Origin of the sequence: Alloalcanivorax profundimaris, assembly GCF_015265435.1 — a bacterium.
In the GTDB taxonomy this organism is placed as follows: Bacteria; Pseudomonadota; Gammaproteobacteria; order Pseudomonadales; family Alcanivoracaceae; genus Alloalcanivorax; species Alloalcanivorax profundimaris.
In genome coordinates, this window is sequence record NZ_JABJWH010000033.1 from 45,837 (window position 1) to 63,844 (window position 18,008).

General features: G+C 61.0%; 16 protein-coding genes. 8 read left to right on the forward strand and 8 right to left on the reverse strand.

What is annotated here, in order from left to right; translation table 11 throughout:
* Positions 1-17 precede the first annotated feature (17 nt).
* The 8 genes from HMJ39_RS14065 to HMJ39_RS14100 form a co-directional block, all read right to left on the reverse strand.
* Positions 18-893, reverse strand: a complete 876-nt coding sequence (locus HMJ39_RS14065; protein ID WP_232802237.1) for an alpha/beta fold hydrolase — start codon at positions 891-893, stop codon at positions 18-20.
* Between the two features lie 10 nt (positions 894-903).
* A complete protein-coding gene (locus HMJ39_RS14070; protein WP_161383279.1) occupies positions 904-2,088 on the reverse strand; it encodes an acyl-CoA dehydrogenase family protein in 1,185 nt (394 codons plus the stop codon).
* 19 nt (positions 2,089-2,107) lie between these two features.
* A complete protein-coding gene (locus tag HMJ39_RS14075; protein WP_161383280.1) occupies positions 2,108-3,613 on the reverse strand; it encodes an acetyl-CoA acetyltransferase in 1,506 nt (501 codons plus the stop codon).
* A gap of 71 nt (positions 3,614-3,684) precedes the next feature.
* Entirely contained in the window at positions 3,685-5,259 is a 1,575-nt protein-coding gene (locus tag HMJ39_RS14080) for a flavin-containing monooxygenase (protein WP_194297787.1), read from the reverse strand.
* A gap of 32 nt (positions 5,260-5,291) precedes the next feature.
* Positions 5,292-6,287, reverse strand: coding sequence for an alpha/beta hydrolase (locus HMJ39_RS14085; RefSeq protein WP_228462378.1), 996 nt, complete (start codon positions 6,285-6,287; stop codon positions 5,292-5,294).
* Positions 6,288-6,307: 20 nt separating this feature from the next.
* Positions 6,308-7,147, reverse strand: coding sequence for an SDR family NAD(P)-dependent oxidoreductase (locus HMJ39_RS14090; protein WP_116028213.1), 840 nt, complete (start codon positions 7,145-7,147; stop codon positions 6,308-6,310).
* Positions 7,144-8,076 (reverse strand): metal-dependent hydrolase, encoded by a 933-nt coding sequence (locus HMJ39_RS14095; RefSeq protein WP_014994418.1) that lies wholly within the window; start codon positions 8,074-8,076, stop codon positions 7,144-7,146. The genes HMJ39_RS14090 and HMJ39_RS14095 overlap by 4 nt, the downstream gene beginning before the upstream one ends.
* Before the next feature lie 191 nt (positions 8,077-8,267).
* Positions 8,268-9,332: an AraC family transcriptional regulator gene (locus HMJ39_RS14100; protein WP_161383282.1), complete on the reverse strand. Its 1,065-nt coding sequence runs from the start codon at positions 9,330-9,332 to the stop codon at positions 8,268-8,270.
* A gap of 123 nt (positions 9,333-9,455) precedes the next feature.
* Here HMJ39_RS14100 and HMJ39_RS14105 point away from each other — a divergent pair, with 123 nt between their 5' ends.
* From HMJ39_RS14105 to tgt, 8 genes are all read left to right on the forward strand, one after another.
* Positions 9,456-9,776 (forward strand): 2Fe-2S iron-sulfur cluster-binding protein, encoded by a 321-nt coding sequence (locus tag HMJ39_RS14105; protein WP_014994420.1) that lies wholly within the window; start codon positions 9,456-9,458, stop codon positions 9,774-9,776.
* A gap of 12 nt (positions 9,777-9,788) precedes the next feature.
* Positions 9,789-11,201 (forward strand): cytochrome P450, encoded by a 1,413-nt coding sequence (locus tag HMJ39_RS14110; RefSeq protein WP_161383283.1) that lies wholly within the window; start codon positions 9,789-9,791, stop codon positions 11,199-11,201.
* A gap of 17 nt (positions 11,202-11,218) precedes the next feature.
* Entirely contained in the window at positions 11,219-12,868 is a 1,650-nt protein-coding gene (locus tag HMJ39_RS14115) for a GMC family oxidoreductase (protein ID WP_161383284.1), read from the forward strand.
* A 75-nt stretch (positions 12,869-12,943) separates the two neighbouring features.
* A complete protein-coding gene (locus tag HMJ39_RS14120) occupies positions 12,944-14,176 on the forward strand; it encodes an NAD(P)/FAD-dependent oxidoreductase (protein ID WP_161383285.1) in 1,233 nt (410 codons plus the stop codon).
* Between the two features lie 239 nt (positions 14,177-14,415).
* Complete coding sequence (locus tag HMJ39_RS14125) at positions 14,416-15,045, forward strand: TetR/AcrR family transcriptional regulator (protein WP_161383286.1); 630 nt, start codon at positions 14,416-14,418, stop codon at positions 15,043-15,045.
* Between the two features lie 285 nt (positions 15,046-15,330).
* On the forward strand, positions 15,331-15,804 hold the full coding sequence (locus HMJ39_RS14130) for an RDD family protein (protein ID WP_161383287.1): 474 nt from the start codon (positions 15,331-15,333) through the stop codon (positions 15,802-15,804).
* Positions 15,805-15,825: 21 nt separating this feature from the next.
* Positions 15,826-16,878 carry a tRNA preQ1(34) S-adenosylmethionine ribosyltransferase-isomerase QueA gene (queA, locus tag HMJ39_RS14135; protein WP_161383288.1) on the forward strand — a complete coding sequence of 351 codons (1,053 nt, stop codon included), beginning with the start codon at positions 15,826-15,828 and terminating at the stop codon, positions 16,876-16,878.
* A complete protein-coding gene (gene tgt, locus HMJ39_RS14140) occupies positions 16,875-17,996 on the forward strand; it encodes a tRNA guanosine(34) transglycosylase Tgt (protein WP_194297825.1) in 1,122 nt (373 codons plus the stop codon). The genes queA and tgt overlap by 4 nt, the downstream gene beginning before the upstream one ends.
* The last annotated feature ends 12 nt before the right edge of the window (positions 17,997-18,008 follow it).

Genomic DNA, 18,008 nt, shown 5'->3' on the forward strand with positions numbered 1-18,008 from the left:
GCTTTTCTCCTTACCCTCTAGGTATCACCGTGCATTGCTTGTCGCACTGCATCCCGCACCACTTCCGGTCGCTCCATGGGCAGAAAATGGGTTGTTCCAGCCAGAACGTTCAACTCGGCGGAGGGTAGCAAGGCATGTAGGCGCCGGCGCGCCCTTGGCGAGAAGGTTGAGGCGCGTTCCGCGGCCAGTACGACCATCGGACACCGCAATCGTCGGACGGCGGGCCAGGGGTTGTGTTCGGTATGGGCAAAGGTGGTGCTTTCCCATTCCGGCGTACAGGCCAAGCGAAAACGATCATCATGGGCCACGAGGCCGTGCTCAACATAGTTTTCCAGCCATGCTTCCGGCCAGGTTCTGAAGCCACCACGGCCACGAAAGTTCTCCAGTGCGGCGGCGCGCGAGTCAAACACCCTGCGGCGACGTGCCGCTCCGGCGGCCAGTGAAAACCGCTGTGACTGGCGTAGCAGCTTGGCCGACCACAATCGCCAGCCCTGCCAGGGATCCATGATCACCGGTTCCGCCAGGATCAAGCCCCGCACCTTGTCCGGTCGTCGGGCCGCGGCCATGATACTGGTCGTGGCACCGATCGAATGACCCGCAAGCCAGACAGGCTCATCCAGACTTTCCAGCCAAGCGACAAGGTCTTCGTAGTACGTTTCCCAACCGCGGAATGTTTTAATATCGGCCGCCTCGGCGCTGGCCCCGTGGCCCCGCATATCCCAGGCCAGCACGTTGCAATCGTCAGCCAATTCGTCGAGCAGCGAGCGGTAAACCTGGCTATGGAAGCCCGTCGCATGGGCCCAATGCAGGGTGGGGCGTTCGCGCGATCCGGGCCAGCGCCACAGCGCGATTTGCCGCCCGTCCGGGGCAGTGAATCCGTCACGCTCGATCACGTCACGCGTCTCAGTAGGATTTGGGTAAGCCAAGGACATGTTCTCCGATGTAGTTGAGCAGCATTTCGTTGTTGATTGGTGCAACCTCCATTAACCGTGCCGAAGGCCATAGCGTGATGATGTCGTAGTCCCGGTCGAAACCGTAGCCGCCGTGGGTCTGCAGGGCGGCCTCGACGGCTTTGACCGCCGCGCGAGAACCCAGCAATTTCGCCATGTTGGCATGAGAACCGGCATCGCCACCGGCGTCGAACGTCGCAGCCGCGTGGATCATCATCAGCCGTGCTGCCTCCAATTCGGCCTTGGCCTCGGCCAGCCGGTGCTGTATAGCCTGATAACCCCCGATGGGGGTGCCGAAAGGTTTGCGTTCGTTGGCGTAGGCCACTGCCTTTTTGAGAGCGTAATTGCCCAGGCCCACGGACATGGCGGTGACCAGCAGGCGCTCCGAATTCAGCGCCTCGAACATTCCGGCCAGGCCCTGTCCCGGGTTGCCGATCAAGCGACCCGCGTCGAGTTTGACGTCATCGAAAAAAACCAGGTATTGCCGCTCCGGCCAACCGACGTCGATATTCAGGGGCTGTAGTTCCACGCCGGGCGCGTCGGTATCCACCACGAACAAGGACATACCCTCAGTGCGTCGTTTGACTTCGCCGGCTTTTTGGGTGCGGGCCACGACCAGCATTCGATCGGCGTCCGCCGCACCGGAAATAAAAACCTTGCGCCCGGTCAGCCGATAGCCGTCACCATCCGGTGTCGCCAGCGTGGACATCGCGAAGCTGTTGGTCCCGGCATCCGGCTCGGTGATTGCGAAGCACAGTTTCTCGGCCCCGCTGATTGTCGGCTTGACGAACCGCTCTATTTGCCCGGTTGTGCCATTGCGGATGATCGGCACTCGCGCAAACCCAGTGAGCAACAGCATGGGCAGCACCAGCCCGGCCTCGGCCAGCGTTTCCATCAGCGCGACTAGTTCCACCTGGCCGCCGCCCGAGCCCCCCAGGTCCTCGGGAATGGTGATGCCAAGCAGCCCATATTCGCCCAGCGCTTCCCAGGCCTCCTGAGGGAATCGGTGATTATCGATGCATTCGCGCATGTATTCCCGGGAAAAGCCTTCGCTCACGACGCGGGTGGCCTCGCGAATGTCACGCATGCGTTCGGCTACGCGGGCTTGGTCGAACTGGGCTTCGGACGCGATGCTCATTATCGTCTCCTCCTTGCGCTCACCCCTCCGGGGTAAATAGGTTGCGTTTGCCATCGTGGTGCACGCGGCCCGGGCGATTGAGAAATTCCTCGTTCGTCATGGCATTGAGCAGGTCCGTGTCGGTGGGAGTGTTGGCAACAAACCGCCGGCCATCGCTCAGGCGGCCCAGCACAATACCCTGGACCGGGCGGTCGGCGCGGTCGTGCATGACAGTGTAGGTCTCGATGCGGGCCTTGCCCTGCGCCTGCTCCACCAGTTCCACGACGGGGCCGGCGTCGATCTCGGCTTGCAGCCCGGCCGGATCGATCGGCCGCCAACCGCCGACGGGCGGTCTTCCGCCGTAGAGCCCCAGCGAATGCTTGCTCATGTACCAGCCCACGCCGCTGACCAATCCGTTGGTGCTTCGGTCGGCGCGGATACGGTTCATGATCTCGGCGATGGCGTGGGTGCAATAGTTGTTGCCGGGCCCGCCATGGTAAGCCAAGCCACCTGTGACGGTCAGTGGCCGGGGATCATGCACGGAGATACCCAGCGCATCGCGCGCCATCTGTACAGCGCTGGGGAAACAGCTGTACAGGTCCAGGTGATCGATCGCGTCGATCCCGAGTCCGCTGGTCGCTGCCAGCCGCTCGCCGCAGGCGGTGATCGCCGGCGAGCGGGAAAGATCCGCCCGCTGGGAGACGAACCAATGATCGTGGCCGTTTGCCGCGGCCAGGGGGTACACCCAGCGTTCAGGGTCGATGCCCAGCCGCCGGGCCTTGGCCACGGACATCATTACCAGCGCGGCGGCCTGATCCACCGCGATGAGGGCGTTCATGTGCTTGGTGTAGGGCGCGCCGACCATGCGATTTTTGGGTGAGCGCTCGGCGATATCGGCCGCCGATAAAGGGTCGCGGCGCCAGGCTCGCGGATTGTCGACCGCGACGGCGTTGAATCGGGCATAGAATTCGCCCAGCATTCGTCGGTGCTCGGCTGGGTCAAGGCCGTAGCGACCCCGCAGCGCCTGCTCGAATAACGGATAGATCTGGATGGGCAGATTGAGCCCGTGGCGTTGTTCCGCCGAATTGGTCGGCTCGCGGTCATCGCCGAGCAGTCGCGGACCCTCGCCGGTGGCGGTGTCCAGCACTCCGGACAGGCCGGCGCCCTTGCCGCGCATCTGTGTGGCAAGCGCCTCGCCGCCCGCGATCAAGATACAATCGAGACCACCGGCGGCGATGCGATCGGCATAGTAACCGACCAGCCATTGACCCATGTTCCCGCCTATGGGTGTGTAGAAGCGCTCGCCGGGGTCGATGCCCAGATGCCGCGCCAGGGTGGACGGGGCATCGGAATAAGACGGCGCCAATATGTTGAGACACGTTAACGACTGGATCTGACCCAGAACCCCGGCCACACCGCAGTCCGCCGCCGCGGCTCGGGCAGCCTCGGCGACCAGGCCTATGGGGGTGCGCTCGGTATCCGGTTCGCGCGCGCTGATCTGGCCGGCGCCGACCAGCACCGGTGTTGTTTCCTCATGAGCCGTCATCGGCGAATAACCTCCGCAACGGTATCATCTCCGGGAAAAGGCCTGCTGTTGGACGTCAGCCTTGAGTCATCTCATAGCCATCCTGCCGGATAGGCCTTTTTGAAATGGTAATGAGCCATGGGCAGGTGTTTCGCTCGCCAAAGCATCTCGAAAGAGGTAGAAGGTCGAAGCATGGGCGCGTCGCCATGATGATCGAAGTAATAGCTGTTAGAGGCCGCGCAATTGTGGTTAAGGAACACCGTCCCTTGTTGGCGTCGTTGGATATTCCGGAAGTAGCGATCGTGCACGTCTTGACGAATCTCCACGCAAGTCGCGTCCCGCTTTCGGGCGGCCTCGATGCAGCGCGCCACGTGAATCGCGTTACCCTCGACCATTTTGAAATAGGATGAACCAATCAGCGCGTATGGACCCAGCATGATGTAGAGATTGGGGTAGCCGGGAACTGTCAGGCCCTCATAGGCCTGGTAACGGTTCCGCTCCCAGAATTCGCCCAGATCCACACCGCCGCGTCCCACGACTTCATAGGAGGGCAGATTGCCCTTTTCGAAAACCTTGTAGCCGGTCGCCAGGATCAGCACATCGATCTCGTGCTCAATGCCGTCGATGGTTTCGATGCCCTTGGGAGTGATGCGTTGGATAGGGGTGGTGATCAGATCGACGTTGCTACGGCTGAAGGTGGAAAAGTAGTTGTTGGAAAATGTCGGCCGCTTACAGCCGAAGCCATATCGCGGGGTTAATTTGCCCCATAACTCCGGGTTATCGGGCAATTGCTCGCGCATGTTGTTGACGCCGGCGCGCTGGGCCCAGTGCACCAGCCAGGGAAAGCGCCGATAGTAAACCGCCGCGATGATCATCAACGATTCGGTCAGCGCATCGGTGGTGGTACGTACTCCCTGCTGGGCCAGGCTCGACCAACGAAAGGCGGTGCGCATCCAGCCGGGCATACGGACATCCGGTTTCTTGAGTACCCAGATGGGCGTGCGCTGATAGACATCCAGATGCGCCACCTGCGGGGCGATTTCGGGAATCAGCTGCACCGCGGTGGCGCCGGTACCGATCACCGCCACCCGCTTGCCGGTGAGATCCACTTTGTGGTCCCAGCGCGCGGTGTGCATGCGCTCGCCCTGAAAATCCTCGACCCCTTCGATATCCGGCATCTTCGGCGAGATCAACCCGCCGGTGGCGGACACTAGGTGGCGTGCGGTGACACATCCCTTGTCGGTTGTCACCCGCCACAAGTGCTCGCCTTCATCGAACTCGGCACGCTTCACGCTGACGCCGAAACGTATGTAGGGATAGAGGCCGTATTTGCTGGCCACACGGCGGGCGTAGTTCTGCAGCTCGTCACCCGGCGCGAAGACCCGTGACCAGTTCGGATTCTGCTCGAAGGAAAAAGAGTAGACGAAAGAAGTGATGTCCACCGCCACGCCGGGGTAGCGGTTGTCGCGCCAGGTGCCGCCGACGTCGGCGGCACGCTCGATGATTGATAAGGATTTCATGCCGCGGCTGAGAAGCTCGATGGCCGCGCCCATTCCGGCGAAGCCGGCGCCGATGATCAAAATCTCGTGGTCGGGTTCAGCGCTCCCGTGGCGCGGCGCCCGCTGGCCACGACGGCTTTGTTGAATCCGGTCCTCCGCGACATTCATAGTGGTCCTCCTTCCAGTTTTTGGCAGGTCGCTTAGCCGCTATGCGCGAGGCGCAGTTTCGTCCGTGCCACGGCCCGGGTGCATGCTACGGGCGCCGACAAATGCCGGCGCATAAAGCCGACTATTTCGGTAACGTCCTGGCGCGCCTCCGGCAACATGGAATGAAACACCGGCCACACATGTGGCATATTCCAGCGGGCGCGCAGGGTCACGGCCACGCCGGCCTGGCGCGCACGGTGCGCTACCCGATAGGCATCATCACGCAGGGCCTCGGATTCGCTCACAGTGAGCATAAGAGGCGGCAGGCCACGGAAATCGCCGTAGATCGGTGAGACATAGGGATCCCGGGGATCATGGCCGGCCAGATACAGATTGGTGGCCATCTCGATCATGCGTGGAGTCAGCATGGCATCGCTGGCCGCGTTGGCCTGGCGCGACGGTGTATCGCCAACCGCGTCGGCGCCGGGCGAGATCGACACGGCGCAGGCTGGCATGCGGGGGGAGGAATCGGGCGAGGCGGCCTGCGCATCGCGCAGCCTCAGCAGCGTGGCCAGAGTGAGGTTGCCACCCGCGGAATCTCCGATCAGGGCCAGCGGCTCGTCAGGATAGTCCTCGGCCAGCGCCCTGTAGGCATGGTGGGCATCGTCGAGGGCGGCCGGGTAGGCCGCCTCCGGCGCTAGGCGGTAGTCGATCCAGAACACGCGTGCGTTCAGTCTCTTGGCCAGCTGCCCGCAAAGCTCAGCATAAGTAGGGAAACGGCCACTGATAAAGGCGCCACCGTGGAGATACAGCACGGTGGCCGTGGGCTGACTGGGACTGACACGCACCGCCGGCACGCCGGGTGGTACGGCCGGTTCATTGCCAATGGTGGTCTTGCGCGCGGTGACTCCGGACGGCAGCCCGCCCGGCAGGCGGGCCATCGCGGCGATGCGCCGTAACCGCATCACCAACTCGTCGGGACTAGCCGGCTCGCGTTTCATCAGTAGCCGAAAACCACGGTCGGCAACTCTTGCCGAGAATGATGTCATGATTTGCCTCCTGCCGGATATCAGCCCCCGGCCAAGCGATACGCCTCGCCCAGCGCGCGAGCGTATAGCCGCGGCGCGTAGCGCTTGAACCGCCACATGAAACGCCCGTCGAACTGCGGCACCACATAAAGTTGCTTTCGATCGAGGGCGTCCAGGGTCCGGCGTGCCACCTGGTCGCTGGTGGCGAAGGTCCACTTGCGCATGGCGGCATGGGCGAAATCGCCGCGGTGCTCGGGCAGTCGCGCCTTGTCCAGAATGTTGGTGGGTACCACGGTGGGACACAGGGCCGAAACATGCACGCCGGTGCCGGTCAGCTCGGCCGCCAGAGTTTCGGAGAGTGAAAGGACCGCGGACTTGGTCACGTTATACGCACTCATCTCCGGCGCCGCGCCGAAACCGGCGGCCGAAGCCACGTTGACAATGCCGCCGTAGCCCAGTGCGCGCAGCTTGGGTGCGAAGAAGTGACAACCATGAATGACGCCCCAAAGATTGACTTTGAGGCACCAGCGCCAATCGCCAAGCGGCACTTCTCCGATGCGGCCGCCTACGCCCACCCCGGCGTTATTGACCACCAACGTCATTGGCCGTCCGAGCAGCGATTCGGCCTTGTCGGCGAGCGTGGCCATCTGCTTTTCACTACCTACGTCGCAGCGGTAGGCGACAGCCCGACCTTCGCCCAATTCCGAGAGTATGCTGGCGGTTTGCTCGGCGCGCTGGCGGTCTATATCCGCGCAGATCACTGATCCGCCACGGCGCACGATCTCATAGGCGAAGCTGCGGCCGATGCCGCTGCCCGCCCCCGTGACCAGGGCCGCCGCCCCCTCGGAGGGTTTCAGTGTTTTACGCTTGGCACCGCTCACGCCGCCGTCACTCGTTCCGCTGTTGTGTCACGCCTGTTATCGTCATGCCATTGCCGGAATGCTTGGTAAGCCTGCTGGGCATCACCGGTTTCCTCGTAGGCGCGCTTCCAGGCGTGGATGACTTCCCGGTTATCGGCGTCCCATGGATGGAAGCGGGGGGAGAGAAAAGGCAGCGTATCGATCACAAAAGCTCGGGTGAAGATTCCAGGTGCGAAGTACAACCACTTAATGGCGCGCAGTGCCGAGGGGATGTTCGTGAGCTGCCGATCTTTCCAGAGGAAATACAGCCAGTTACCGTGCACCAGAGGCAGGAAAAGGGCTGTACCCAGAGCGAGCGTCGCCATGCGGATTGCGTAAGCGCGGACGCCGCCCCCGCTTACCTCTCCGAACACGTCGAAGCTGACTGACTTGTGCTCCGTCTCCTCCACGAAGTGCCAGAACAGCATGGCGGCGACTTCCTGCCTGGTATCGTCCCACAGTTCCGGATGATCGAGCATTACCTGGGAAATCACGGCCGTGAAATGCTCGAAGTTCGCGGCCATGGCGCACTGGGTGGCGCCGCCCAGGTAGCGTTGAAGGGGCTTTCTGATCGCCTTGAACACGGCCTCCGCCCGGTCTATTGGAATGCCGTGCGCGACCATCGCTTCATTCATGGCGTCATGCTCCCGTGCATGGGAGCGTTCCTGTCGAATAAAGCTGATCGCGGCTTTGCGCACTGACGGATCGTGAAGATTCTCGAGTTGCTTACTCGTGGCCTGCATGACCCAGCGCTCGCCGTCCGGCACCGCGGCCAGGATCGCGTTCATCCAGTGAGTGATCCACGGATCGTTGTTGAACCAGTGGCGCGGCACCGTCTCCGGGCTCATGCCGAAATTCAAATCCCTGTGTTCGACTTCATCGTAACCAATCTTGCGGCTCGCGATCACCATGTCGACCTCCTGAGTAGTTCGACTGTTGAGTCACTTTATTTGGGCGATTGACCAAATGTCAAGGCCCGAAAAAGCAGTCAGTGGATATCTTCGCGCGCCGGGAAACAGATCGCGTCAGACCGGCGGGAAAAGCCGGTCGAGATACGGTACAAAAGAAAGGAAACGGAATGCCGGAGCGTGGTACCGGACCACTAGGGGGCAGGGGGTAGAGTGTGCCGGGAACCGGCGTGCTGCCGGTACTGATCGGGCGAAAGACCGAACCAGCGCTTGAAGGCACGCCTGAAATTGGCTCCGTCATGATAGTTCATCAACGCGGCGATGGCTTCGATCGAAAGCTTGCTGTCACACAGGTAGCTGATCGCTTGCCGGGATAGGATTTCGTCACGAATTTTCCTAAAACTGCTGTTTTCCTCCTTGAGCTTGCGAGCGAGAGTGCGTTTGCTCATGAAAAGGGAGGCTGCTGCTTCGTCTTCGCTGAGCGAACCGGGGGGTCTCGATAGCATCATCTTCTTAAGCCGGGTCTGGTAGCTGGGCTTGTGGTTCTGAAGCTCGGCAAGCATTGATTCACATTGCTCAAGAGCCAGGCGGTAATTTTCATGATTGGCGGAGGCGTTCGGTTCCCGGCACAGTGCCGTCGGCAGTTTTAGTGTGAACTTATCGGAGCCAAAACGAATGCGACCGGGCAAGTAGTCCGAGTACATCGCGTGGTACTCAGGTGTCCGGTGGGTAAAACAAATTTCAGCCTCATGTAGTGGGCGACCGACAACGAACTCGCCGAATTCAAGCAGCACCACGATCATGGTATCCGCCAGGCAACGCTCGATATCCGCGTCCAGCGGCACTTGGAAGTCCAGTCGGCATTCCAGGTGTTCTTCAGCTTCCTGCAGGTGTAGCTCGACGATGCTTGCCCGAGTAGGTAGGAATGTCTGAATCGCCTGTAGCGCGGTGAGCAGGTCCGGACTGCTCGAGGCGGCAAAACCGATGGCGCCGTGGGTCGCCGGGGTCAGACGCTTACCCAGCCGTAAGCCGAACTCAAACTGGCCCGACAACGCCAGTGCATTGCGTAAAATCCGCACCTGGTGAGCTGGCGTGAGCAGACTGTCCTCGCCCAGAAATTGCGCGATACCGAGACCGGTACCTTGCAGCAACGAGGGTAGCTGGCTGACGGTTAAGTCCAGCTCGCGGGCAATAAGTCGTGAATAGTTCGACGGAATGCCGCCTTCCGAGGCTTTCGGTTCACCTTTCTGCTGTGTCATTGATACGGTCCGTTGATAGGCATGCCTGTCTTTAAATGACCCCAGTGTGTCAATAAATGACCTCCCCGGCAAGCGAATCAACAACCACGATGCAGTCATTAAGTTACTTGCTGGAGAAAGGTCTTGGGTAAGATTACGTTCATTGAGCATGACAGTACCGAGCACATTGCCGAGTTTGAATCTGGTTCCTCGCTGATGCAGGTTGCTGTTAATAACGCTGTGCCCGGCATCGACGGAGACTGCGGTGGGGAATGCGCCTGCGGCACCTGCCACGTGATAGTGACCGATGAATGGTTCGGAAAGACCGGGGAAATAAATGATGCTGAAGAGCAGATGTTGTCCATGACTCCGGAGCGGGCAGAAACTTCTCGGCTGGGCTGTCAGATTCGAACCACTGAGGCGATGGACGGTATGACCGTTCTGTTGCCTGAATTTCAGATGTAGCGGGAGGTCACCATGTCAACCAAGTCAGGCACGAACGATGCCATGCAAACAAAGATGATTAATGCCACATCGAGATTGGTGCCTATGCACTTACAGATCAAGGCACTCAAATCTCTGATGAAAGCGAAGAAAAAGGCACTGGGGTCAACACGCCCACAGGTCAAGTTTCTCGAACAGCCCGTGCCTGACGTCAATACCCTGGCACTTGAGGATATTGACACCAGCAACCCTTTTCTGTATCGGCAAGATCAGTGGGGTGCCTATTTCAAGCGGTTACGTGATGAGGCACCGGTGCACTTCCAGAAAAGCAGCCAGTTCGGGCCATTCTGGTCGGTGACACGCTATGAAGACATTTTGTTCGTCGATAAGAATCACGAGCTCTTTTCCTCCGAGCCACAAATCATTCTGGGTGATCCTCCGGAAGGGTTGTCGGTGGAAATGTTCATCGCCATGGATCCGCCAAAACATGATGTGCAACGCCGGGCGGTCCAAGGTGTGGTGGCACCCCAGAATCTCAAGGAAATGGAGGGGCTGATCCGGCAGCGCGCCGCCGAGGTGCTCGACAGTCTGCCCCTGGACAAGGCTTTCAACTGGGTGCCGGCAGTGTCCAAGGAGTTGACCGGGCGTATGTTGGCAACGTTGCTGGATTTCCCTTACGAGCAGCGTCACAAGCTGGTTGATTGGTCGGACCGACTGTCCGGAGCATCTTCGGCGACTGGTGGCGAGTTTACCGACGAAGACATCATGTTTGACGATGCCGCGGACATGGCCTGGTCATTCTCGAGGCTTTGGCGAGACAAGGAGGCACGACGCAAGGCTGGCGAGCCTCCGGGTTTCGACTTGATCAGCATGCTACAGAGTAACGAGGATACCCGGGATTTGATTAACCGTCCGATGGAGTTTATCGGCAACCTGGCGCTGCTGATTGTTGGCGGCAATGACACCACCCGCAACTCCATGAGCGGCGGTGTGCTGGCCCTGAATCAGTTCCCCGAGGAATTCATCAAGCTGAAGAAAAACCCGGAATTGATTCCAAACATGGTTTCGGAAATTATCCGCTGGCAAACTCCACTCGCCCACATGCGCCGGGTTGCCACGCAGGACGTGGAGCTGCGTGGTCAGACCATTAAGAAAGGGGACCGCGTGTTGATGTGGTATGCCTCCGGTAATAGAGACGAACGAAAGTTCGAAAATCCCGACCGGCTTATTATTGATCGAAAGGACGCGCGGAATCATATTTCCTTTGGCTACGGCATTCACCGTTGCATGGGCAACCGTCTGGCTGAGTTGCAATTGCGGATTTTGTGGGAAGAGTTACTTAAGCGCTTTGATAACATAGAGGTCGTGGGTGAGCCCGAGCGTGTGCAGTCCAACTTTGTGCGGGGCTATTCCAAGCTAATGGTCAAGTTGACCGCAAAAAATTGAATTCACGTCCGGAGCCGATGTCATCCGAACAGTTCGATTATGTCGTGGTTGGGGCGGGCTCGGCCGGATGCGTCGTCGCCAACCGTCTATCCGAATGCGGCCGCCATTCGGTGCTGTTGCTCGAGGCCGGTCCGGAGAGTCGCCGCAATCCGTTCGTGAATATGCCGCTGGGCTTTCTGCAGCTGATCTTCAGTCGTCGCGTTAACTGGCAGTTCAATACCGAGCCGCAGCGGCACATGTATGGCCGTGCCTTATATCAGCCACGAGGCAAGATGGTCGGCGGGTCCAGCGGCATGAACGCGCAGGTCTACATTCGCGGACATGCCCGGGACTACGATGAGTGGGCACGGCTCGGTTGCGAGGGGTGGTCGTATGCCGATGTGTTGCCTTACTTCCGAAGATCCGAACATTTCGAGCCGGAGTTGGCGGCTCTTGAAACGGCGTTTCATGGTCGGGGTGGCCCGCTTAATGTTGCCGAGCGCCGCTATACCAATCCGCTAAGCACGGCGTTCGTCAAGGCGGCGATGCAGGCGGGCCACCGGCGCAACCCGGATTTCAACGGACGTGAACAGGAAGGCGTGGGCTACTACTATGTTTATCAGAAGGACGGCGCGCGCTGTAGCAATGCGCGTGCCTATCTCGAACCCGCGGCGTTTCGGTCCAACCTGACTGTCCGCAGCGGAGCGCACGTCACGCGTGTGTTGCTCCAGGGCGGCCATGCCACCGGTGTCGAATATCGGAGCGGGAAGGGGCTGGCTCAGGTCCGTGCCCGGCGCGAAGTAGTTCTCTGCGGCGGCGCGTTTAATTCTCCGCAGCTGCTGATGCTTTCTGGAATCGGGCCGCGCGGTGAACTGTCCCGGCACGGGATTGAATTGCGTCATGAGCTGGAGGGCGTGGGACGGAATCTGCAGGATCACATCGACGTGTTCGTGCGTGTTAGAGCGCGCGACCGCCAGAGCATTTCCATGCATCCGAGCTACTGGTTCAAGGGCCTTCGGGCCCTGCTGCAGTATCTGAGCGGTCGTCGCGGTTTACTGTCGAGTAACGGCGCCGAGGCCGGTGGGTTTATTCGTTCCCGTGCGGAAGAGCCGATCCCCGACTTGCAACTGCATTTCGGGCCGATGCTGTACGCTGATCACGGGCGGGACATGAAGACCGCGATGAGCGGTTATGGCTACATCGTGATGATTTATGGGCTCCGGCCTTTGTCGCGCGGCCACGTCGGTTTGCACAGTGCCGATCCCTTCGCGGCACCGCTGATAGACCCCAATTATATGGCTGAGCCCGCCGACGTCGAGAGACTCGTTCGGGGGGTGCGTTTAGTACGCAGGATTCTGGAGCAGCCGGCTTTCGCGTCTCACCACGAGGTCGAGATATCGCCGGGACCGACGCTGCGCGGTGACGAAGAACTCGCCAGATGGGTAAGGCGTAGCGGCGAGTCGGCCTACCACCCTGTAGGTACCTGTAAGATGGGATCGGATCCAATGGCGGTGGTCGATCCCCGACTGCGCGTGCGTGGCCTCCGGTCCCTGCGGGTGGTTGATGCTTCCGTTATGCCGACCCTGGTGGGCGGAAATACCAATCAGCCGGCGACCATGATTGGCGAGAAGGGGGCCGAGATGATTCTCGAGGATTTCAAGGTGTCCCGCGGCCGATCGCGGTATTGAGTGCGGCGTGCTCGTCCCCATGGCTTTTGTAATCGTGAAAACGGACCCCAAGGCACAGTAGAAAAGAGACAGGCTATGACGAACAATCAGAAACAAACGACGGTCATCGTTGGCGGCGGGCACGCGGCGGGAGCGCTTTTAACAACCCTGTTGCAAAAGAAATATCAGCATAAAGTGATTCTGGTGGGCGAAGAGCCCCACCCACCCTATCAGCGCCCGCCTCTGTCCAAGAATTACCTGACAGGCGAAGTTGATCAGGGTTCACTGTATTTGAAGCCAAGCTCAATATATGAAAACGCGGGTCATCAGTTGCGGCTCGGTGTGCGAGTCGTGCAAATCGATCGAAACAACAAAATCATCCGGTTGTCGGACCAGAGCACCTTGAAATACGATCAACTTGTCCTGGCCACGGGATCGCGTGTTCGGCGTTTGAATGCGCCGGGAGCGGACTTGAAAGGCATTCACTATTTGCATGATATAGCCGATGCGGATAACTTGCGCCAACAATTAGTTGCAGGGAAACGTTTGGTCATCGTGGGTGGCGGCTATATCGGTCTCGAGGTCGCCGCCAGCGCAAACAAGAGCGGCGTCGATGTCACCGTACTGGAAGCCGCTGATCGGCTTATGCAACGGGTTACTGGGCCGGAGATGTCCGCATTCTTTTACGCCAAGCATACTAACGCCGGCGTGGACGTACGTTTGAACACCGCGGTTACCGGCTTCGAAGCGGGAGAGCAAGGTTGTGTGACGGGCGTAAGATTGGCGAACGGCGGTATCGTGCCGGCCGATATCGTGCTTGTTTCCATCGGTGTTCTTCCGGAAACCGCTCTGGCCGAGGCCGCGGGCTTGCCCTGTGATGACGGTATTGTCGTTGACGAGTTTACTCGTACCGCGGATCCCGCTGTCCTGGCGATCGGCGACTGTACCCGCCACCGGAATCTGTTATTTGAAAAGATGCAACGACTTGAGTCCGTGGCGAATGCCGTCGATCAGGCTCGTACTGCGGCCGCGACGCTTATGGGTGAGCGCGTGCCCTACACAAGCGTGCCGTGGTTCTGGTCGAACCAGTTTAACGTACGCTTACAAATGGTGGGGTTATCTCAAAACCACGATCAGCGGGTGGTTCGCGGCGATCCCTCGGATGAAGCGTTTGTGGTATTCTATTTACGCGGAAGCCGGCTGGTGGCCGTTGACGCGGTAAATCTGCCCATGGCCTTCATGGTCGGGAAGAAGCTTGTATATCAAGGCAAGGACGTCGATGTTGAAGCATTGAAAGATCCGAGCACCGAATTGAAATCGTTGGTATAAGGCATGATACCGAAGCAGCATCGGCATTCGGTGTGACGCAGACCGTACACGGCCCGGACCTCCTCCCTGGCCAGCTGACCAAGGCCGGTGGTGCTTAGCCGATGACTTGTGAGAAAATCAGCGGGCCGCGCGGATCTTCGGCGTGACGAGCCATTACGGGGAAGTCGTCGGTCTGACGCAGGCAATGGACTCTCGCAATTCGGATTCGTGCCGTACCCCGAGGCCGGAGGAGAAAAACCATGAGAAAAAAGCGCCCGGCCGGTCCGGCCCGGTCTGATCGTCAGTTTGTATTGACATCCGCCGCTCGACTGTTTCGTGAGCAGGGCTATGACCGGACCACGGTGAAGGAAATCGCAAAAGCGTGTAATTTGCTGCCCGGCAGCCTTCATTACCGGTATCAGGCCAAGGAGGATATTCTTGTTGATCTGATGCGCCTTGGTTTGGAGCAAACCTCGACTGCTGTCTCCGAAGCCGTGGCCGGTGCGGCGGAACCCGTGGAGCAGTTGCGTAGAGGCATCAATGCGCACCTTCAGATGCTGGTCAGCGGCTCGGACATGGTCTATGTACTGTTGTTTGAGTGGCGTTCTCTGCGCGGCGAGGCACGCAAGGAGATGATCAAGTTGCGCGACCGTTATGAGTCCCTCTGGGCGACTATGCTCAAGTCACTGGCGGAGAAAGGGGTAATTCGAAAGGAAGTGGATCTGGATTTGCTGCGGCTTATAGGCCTCGGCGCGCTCAACTGGGTAGCCACCTGGTTTAGCGACGATGGTCGCTACACGCTAGAGGAGATAGGTGATTTTGTCTGGCGCATGATCCGCGACGCGGTGCTAAAGGAGCGCCTGCACGATGTGCGGACTGAATACGGTTGATCGGCGCCCCTATGGCTCTAACGTCAGGCCCCCGGGAGCATCGGCGCCTCGGTGAACCCAGCTCCGGCAAGGCGCGGTCTTTGGATTGATGACGAAAGAAAGTTCGCCAGAAGTGGGGCTGGGCAAGAGGCGCCCGGTGGCGGATCATTGGCGGTTTTGAATCGGTTTCTGCTACACTCGCGCATCGGGCCGAGTACCCAGCATGAAACGAAGCTCCCGCTAAACGCGGGCTTTTTATTCCGTATCCGTTCGTCGCCAGACGCTGGTCCGCCCGTCGGAGCCCCCATGATTGAAGACGCCAAACCCGCCGGTTTGCTCAAACGCTTTATGGCCCTGGTTTACGACGGCTTCCTGGTGATCGCCCTGTGGTTCGTCAGCGCCGGTCTGTTCGTGCTTCTCTATAACCATACCGGCCTGCCGGTGCAGGACATCAATGGTGTCACCCGCGCCGACCCGATGGTGCTGCGCGGCGTGCTGTTCCCGCTGCTGGTCCTGGAAACCTGGGCCTTCTACGCCTGGTTCTGGCTGCACGGCGGCCAGACCCTGGGCATGCGCGCCTGGCGCCTGCAGGTGCGCGACTACCGGGGCGGCCCCATGCGTTTCTGGCAGACGGTGGCCCGTTTCGCCGCCGCCGGGTTGTCCTGGCTGGCCCTCGGCGCCGGCTATCTGGTGGTGCTGGTGCACCCGCACCAGACCCTCCATGACCGCCTGTCGCTCACCGCCACCGTGGTGTTGCCCAAGGGCGCCAAGGCGGTCTGACCGGGGTGGAGGAATAACCGCGTGAGAGTCGACGACTTTGATTTTGACCTGCCTGAAGCGCTGATCGCCCGGCATCCCCCGGAGCGGCGCCGCGACGCCCGCCTGCTGGCGCTCACCGTGGACGCCCTGCAACACCAGCGGTTTCCCGATCTGGCCGACCACCTGCGCCCCGGCGACCTGCTGGTGTTCAACGACACCCGGGTGATTCCGGCCCGCCTGTTCGGCCACAAAAGCTCCGGCGGCCGGGTGGAAGTGCTGATCGAGCGGCTGCTGGAGGGCACCCGGGCGCTGGCCCATGTGCGCGCCTCCAAGTCGCCCAAGCCGGATACCGGCCTGGTGTTCGAGCAGGGCATCGGCGCCCGGGTCGAGGGCCGCCGTGGCGAGCTGTTCGAGCTGGATTTCACTGGCTGCGAGACCGCCCTGGAGGCGCTGGAACGCATCGGCCATGTGCCGCTGCCGCCCTACATCGACCGCCCCGACGAGGGCGCGGACCAGGAGCGCTACCAGACCGTGTACGCCCGCGAGCCCGGCGCCGTGGCGGCGCCCACCGCCGGCCTGCACTTCGACCAGCCGATGCTGGAGCAACTGCGGGCAATGGGGGTGGAGACCGGCTTCGTGACCCTGCACGTGGGCGCCGGCACCTTTCAGCCGGTGCGCGTGGAGCGGGTCGAGGATCACCCCATGCACAGCGAACGGTTCCGCGTCGAGCCCACCCTGGTGGAGCAGGTCGCCGCCACCCGCGCCCGCGGCGGCCGGGTGGTGGCGGTGGGCACCACCGCCCTGCGCACCCTGGAGGCGGCCTCCGCCGGCGGCGCGCTGGAGGCCGGTGAATCGGAAACCGACATCTTTATTTATCCGGGCTATCGGTTCCGCCAGGTGGACGCGCTGGTCACCAACTTCCATTTGCCTCGCTCCACGCTGCTGATGCTGGTGAGCGCCTTCGCCGGCCGCGAGCGGGTGCTGGCGGCGTATGAAGAGGCGATCCGTGAACGCTACCGCTTTTTCAGTTACGGCGACGCCATGTTCATTGAGAGGGCGCCCGACGCTCAGCGAGGCTTTTCATGTCCCGAATGACGTTCCAGCACCTGGTCAGTGACGGCGCCGCCCGGCGCGGGCGGCTGACCTTCCCGCGCGGCAGCGTGGAAACCCCGGCGTTCATGCCGGTGGGCACCTACGGCACGGTCAAGGGCATGCTGCCCCGGGACCTGGAAGACATCGGTGCGGAAATCTGTCTCGGCAATACCTTCCATTTGATGCTGCGCCCCGGCACCGAGGTGATCGGCGCCCACGGCGGCCTGCACGGCTTCATGCAGTGGCAGCGGCCGATCCTCACCGATTCCGGCGGCTTTCAGGTGTTCAGCCTGGGCGAGATGCGCAAGATCTCCGAGCAGGGCGTGGTATTCCAGAGCCCGATCAACGGCGACCGCATCGAACTGAATCCGGAAATCGCCATGCGCGTGCAGGCGGATCTGGACAGCGACATCTGCATGATTTTCGACGAGTGCACGCCGTACCCGGCCACCGAGACCGAGGCCGCCGACTCCATGCGCCTCTCCCTGCGCTGGGCGAAACGCTCCAAGCAGGCCCATTTCGACGATCTGGGGAACGATGCGGCCTGTTTCGGCATCGTACAGGGGGGCATGTACGACGCCCTGCGCCGCGAATCGCTGGAGGGGCTGGTGGACATCGGCTTCGACGGCTACGCCATCGGTGGGCTCAGCGTCGGCGAACCCCAGGAGGAAATGCTGCGCACCCTGGGGGAACTGACGCCGCACATGCCCGGCGAACGGCCCCGGTACCTGATGGGGGTGGGGCGCCCGGAGGACATCGTCGAGGCGGTGCGCCGTGGCGTGGACATGTTCGACTGCGTGATGCCCACCCGCAACGCCCGCAATGGCCACCTGTTCACCGCCGAAGGGGTGATCAAGATTCGCAACGCGCGGCATCGGCACGACCTGGGGTCCCTGGAAGAAGACTGCGACTGCTATACCTGCCGGCACTTCTCGCGCAGCTACCTGCATCATCTGGAACGCTGCAACGAAATGCTCGGCGCGCAGCTCAACACCATCCACAATCTGCGCTACTACCAGCGCCTGATGGCTGGATTGCGGGGGGCTATCGAAGCGGGTACATTGAGCGCCTTCATAAGTGACTTCTACGCGGCCCTGGGCCGTCCCGTACCCGCGCTTTAACGACGATAACGT